At 36.3% G+C, this 1,503-nt stretch carries 1 protein-coding gene; it reads left to right on the plus strand.

What is annotated here, in order from left to right; translation table 11 throughout:
• Positions 1-1,307, plus strand: a 1,307-nt coding sequence (locus tag ACW2QC_RS20185) for a transposase family protein (protein ID WP_457545719.1), incomplete at its 5' end; no start/stop codon positions are given.
• Between the last annotated feature and the right edge of the window lie 196 nt (positions 1,308-1,503).

Raw genomic sequence — 1,503 nt, forward strand, 5'->3', positions numbered from 1 at the left:
TGGCAACGCGAAAAGAAAAAAGAGAACAGGAAAATGAAACAAATTATTTATTCGAGTTTGGTAAAATCAAAAAACACTATTTTAAAGAATTATTTGTAAAGCTCAATCAAGTAAAAGACCCAAGGCATCCTAGTTATATCCTCTATCAATGTGATCTTATTCTTTTGATGATGATTCTCAAAAATGCTTGTAATTTAAAGAGTATGCGTGACATGACAAGCCAATTTAATAAAGAGGACTGCATCGAAAACATTCAAAAAATAATTGGATTAGAGGAATTAGAGGAACTTCCTCATTACGATACGATCAACGATTTTCTAGAGGCGTTGGAGCCGACTGAACTTGAAGATGTGAGGACATACATGATCCAGGAATTGTTGAAGAAACGATGCTTGGAACCTTATCGCATTAATGGGAAATATTGGGGAGTCATTATTGATGGGACCGGACTATTTAGCTTTGCAGAAAAACATTGCGATCATTGCTTGAAACGGGAATATACCAATCAAGAAACAGGCGAGAAACGAATAGTGTATATGCATCACGTGCTTGAAGCGAAACTTGTCGTGGGAGATATGGTGTTGAGTATTGGCTCGGAATTTATTGAAAATGAATCTGAAGATGTACCCAAACAGGATTGTGAATTAAAAGCTTTTCACCGTTTAGCGAAAAAACTCAAAGACACCTATAAAAGACTACCAATCTGTATTCTAGGTGACAGCCTTTATGCTTGTGAAAGTGTATTTAAGCGTTGCGATTCTTATAAATGGGCATTTATGATGCGGTTTAAAGAAGGCCGAATTAGGAGTGTTGCGAAAGAATTTAAGGCCATCAAAGAGATCGAAAGTGATAAGTATCGCGATGTATTTTGGGTAAACGATATCTCCTATCAGGAGCGAACCCTGAATATTTTGGAAGGGACTCTGGAGAACAAAGAAGACAAGGAGAAATCCTTTTTATTCCTGACCGACATTCAAGTGACGAAGCGAAATGCGAAGAAACTGGTTGGCGTAGGTCGAAGCCGTTGGAAAATAGAGAACCAGGGATTCAACCGACAAAAAAATATTCGATACCACATCGAACATGCCGGAAGCCTTGATCATCAGGCGATGAAGAATCACTACCTCTTGACCCAAATTACCGATATCCTCATGCAGCTCTACGAAAAAGGGGCGAAGATATTTAAAAAGCTGAAAAAAACAGCAAAAGAAATATCCTCAAACCTGTTAGAAGCGATTCGGACACGCAGATTAACAGACGAGGATATAGCTACAATGGTAAAACCTATGCAAGTAAGGTTTACCTAATAATTACATTATACCAAAGGAAGTGATGTTTAGAAAGAATAAATTTGAGTTATCCACAATTTTAAATTAAAATATCACAAATTCTGTTCGTTTATGGTAAAAAAGTAAAATAAACGTATGGAAAATTTTTACTTATGTGGATAAGTTGTTTTCTTGAATTAAGCGTAATAAAACATAAATTTACTCTTCACAGCTG

The organism is Virgibacillus sp. FSP13 (genome assembly GCF_054048505.1).